Genomic DNA, 2,909 nt, shown 5'->3' with positions numbered 1-2,909 from the left:
TAATTTAAGAATTGAAACAAAACAATCAATAAAAAATAAAGGAGTTTTAATAAATAATGTTTAAATTAAAAAACCAATTTAAAATAATAAGTATTTATTTGTTTATTTTTTTGGGATTATTATTAGTTAATAATAATCTATTAATGGCGAATAATGCAAATTCTAATACCAATATACCCCGAAATAACAATGTTGACAACAATATATTAACACAAATCAGAACTTTGCATGATTTGTTGTTAAATGAAGCAAACTTATTTCAAGAACTTTATAATGCTACTAGAGATAATCTGCCACAAGATATAATAATTAATTTAAAAAATCAAATAAGAAATATACATATACAATCTGAAAATATTAGAATAAATATTCTTCCGAATCAATAATAAAAGAACTAAAAATATAAACAAGACCATCCCTAGGGTCTTTTTTTGACCCCAAACAACACACACAACAACTGGCAAAGCCATTAAACCAAAAAACCAAAGGAGGCAAACAAAACCATGAGAGAACTAAAAATATTACAAAAAACAAATTAAAAACTTGCTATCAAAGTTGATGCATGTTATAATGAATTTATAAACAAAAAGGGGTTTCAAATTATGGATAAAAACAAAATTGAGGCATTAAATTGTATGGTTATATTATGCCCAAAAAAATAAAGAATATTTAGAAAGAGATTATGATAATTCCCAAGATCGTTATTTCGATCCATAGAACCCCTAAACACTTTCTACGAAATCACCTCAAATGAGGAATAAAATCAAAGGAGATTTTAATTAATGTTTCAAGTAAAAAATCAATTTAAAATAATAAGTTTTTGTTTATTTGTTTTATTAGGAATGTTATTTATTAATAATAATAAAAAATTATATGCTTTCCCTGGAATAACTTTAGAAAAACAAAAGATCCGATTAGAATAAAGAAAAAATGAACTCAAGTTACAAGAAATAGTACTATCTCGAGAACCAAGAAATGATGTAAATATTGAAAGATTATGTCATGTTATAACAGAAATGGTTAAGATAGATATGGAAATATATATGATAATGCAACAGATTCAAATGCGAGATATCATACAATAACCCCAAACACACGAAATCCAAAACATCCCAAGGCCAATTGAATAATTCTAATAAAACATTAAATAATAATTAAATATAAATAAAAGGAGATTTTTAATTAATATTCAATTTAAAAAACAATTTAAAATAATTTATCTTTGTTTAATAACTTTCATAGGATTATTATTTGTTGTTAATAATTATCAATTAATGGCGATGAATAATAATGAATCTGGAACTAGTAATACTTCCGTCAATAAAATTCGCGAAAATGCAAGCAAAAAAAGTTAATGTAGAAAAATATAAATATCACAAGAAAGAAATAATCGAAATAATCTTCAAAAAATTGAAAATCTTACTAAAATATCAACAAATTTGACAAAATCAATTAATAATCAAAAAGAACAACTGAAAACATATAAAACACTTTAAACTCTTTAAATTATTAAAAAAATCTTTTAATTTATATGAAAAATAAAACAAAAACCCTCTCAGGGTCTTTTTTCTTTTCCTTAAACAAAACATCACGGATAGGCCATAAAATTAAAAACCAAAGGAGGCAAAAATATATGAATCAAACAAAATCTCTAAAAAAGTTTTTATAAACATTCTTTTATTAATCGTTATTTTATTCATTAAACCTATTTTCGCCCATAACTATAACTATTTTCACAAACAAACCAAATCACATATCAAATTAACAGATTACCAAACTCTTCAACAAGAATGGTTAAACACCCAACCAAAAATGAAAAAATACGACTTCAACGTTCTAGAGCGCGAAGATATCCCTAATATCTTAAAATATTTTAATCTTCGATGCGATGGCGTTTTGTATACGCCTAGTTATAACGCTTATCAACAAACCTATCTCTATTATCATTTCAAAAACCCTCCTCAAGTATAGGTTTTAACCTTGATTTTTAGGAAAATCAAAGTTACTCTTATTATTAACTACGTGAATTCTTTAGGGACACTGACCTTAGCATTAACTCCGTGAAATTGTTTAGATTTCTGAGATAGGTAAATACCGTTTAGCCAGGCGAGTTAAGACGTTTGTATTCAAACCAGGAAGGGATTTTATCCCCTGATAATTTAAATAGTCGAGCCAAATAACTATTTAGTCCTATCTTACAGGTCGTTTCAATTCCTTTCGACTTGGTTATTATATTACTATTCTTTTTGCGTTTAGGACCGTTGCAAGACTTTTCCTTGGAATTCTTTCTTCTTGCGGTATCTTCTTGGCTATGAACTTCACCTCAATCCGCTTTTATTCTCTGCTGTAATTTGCTATTCTTTCATTTGATAAACCAAAAATATAAAGTATGTGATTATCACACATTGCGATTCGTTAATTCGCTGTTAATAAGGCATCTTTGACACCCTCATTTGTGTTACAAATTCCTTTTAATTTTGAAAAACGAATTCTTTTTTTAAAATCATTTAACCAAGAAGGACTATTTTGATGCTTATTTTGCTCATATAAGAAAGGAACATTTATTTTAGTAGGGTTGATATATAATTTTTTCTTTTGCTTATCAAAAAAATATTTTTGTTCCAAAGCAGCGTCAAACTCTAAACTAAAAAAGCCTTTATTTAATTCTTGTAATACTACTTTTATTTTGGTAATATCTGTTTCCTTTAAAAATAATGTTTTTTCAGTAATGTTATAGTTAGTTAGTTAGTTAGTTTTATATGTGAAGTTAATAAAATATTAAATGTATCTGTATTAGCTAAAAAATTCATAATTTGTTTTAAAACGTAAATACATTTTATTCTTTTTGTTCCTTTAAATGGATACTTTCTAATGCATATTTAAAGCAAATAAAATGTCTTGTTCGTTCA

5 protein-coding genes are annotated in these 2,909 nt (G+C 25.6%); 4 read left to right on the top strand and 1 reads right to left on the bottom strand.

What is annotated here, in order from left to right; all coding sequences use genetic code 11:
• Positions 1 to 56: 56 nt before the first annotated feature.
• From RI01_RS00015 to RI01_RS03600, 4 genes are all read left to right on the top strand, one after another.
• Positions 57 to 386 (top strand): SVM family protein, encoded by a 330-nt coding sequence (locus RI01_RS00015; RefSeq protein WP_017192623.1) that lies wholly within the window; start codon positions 57 to 59, stop codon positions 384 to 386.
• A 396-nt stretch (positions 387 to 782) separates the two neighbouring features.
• The gene (locus tag RI01_RS03740; RefSeq protein WP_017192622.1) at positions 783 to 923 is read left to right on the top strand and encodes an SVM family protein; all 141 of its coding nucleotides are present in this window, start codon (positions 783 to 785) and stop codon (positions 921 to 923) included.
• A 237-nt stretch (positions 924 to 1,160) separates the two neighbouring features.
• Complete coding sequence (locus RI01_RS03980; RefSeq protein WP_083845869.1) at positions 1,161 to 1,355, top strand: SVM family protein; 195 nt, start codon at positions 1,161 to 1,163, stop codon at positions 1,353 to 1,355.
• Between the two features lie 457 nt (positions 1,356 to 1,812).
• The gene (locus RI01_RS03600; protein WP_161598040.1) at positions 1,813 to 1,971 is read left to right on the top strand and encodes a hypothetical protein; all 159 of its coding nucleotides are present in this window, start codon (positions 1,813 to 1,815) and stop codon (positions 1,969 to 1,971) included.
• A 444-nt stretch (positions 1,972 to 2,415) separates the two neighbouring features.
• On the opposite strand, the gene RI01_RS00005 is transcribed toward RI01_RS03600, so the two are convergent.
• Complete coding sequence (locus tag RI01_RS00005; protein ID WP_017192620.1) at positions 2,416 to 2,625, bottom strand: hypothetical protein; 210 nt, start codon at positions 2,623 to 2,625, stop codon at positions 2,416 to 2,418.
• Between the last annotated feature and the right edge of the window lie 284 nt (positions 2,626 to 2,909).

The organism is Italian clover phyllody phytoplasma str. MA1, from assembly GCF_000300695.1.
In the GTDB taxonomy this organism is placed as follows: domain Bacteria; phylum Bacillota_I; class Bacilli_A; order Acholeplasmatales; family Acholeplasmataceae; genus Phytoplasma.
The sequence above is the reverse complement of the archived record's forward strand: the minus strand, read 5'-3'. Positions and strand labels throughout refer to the sequence as shown.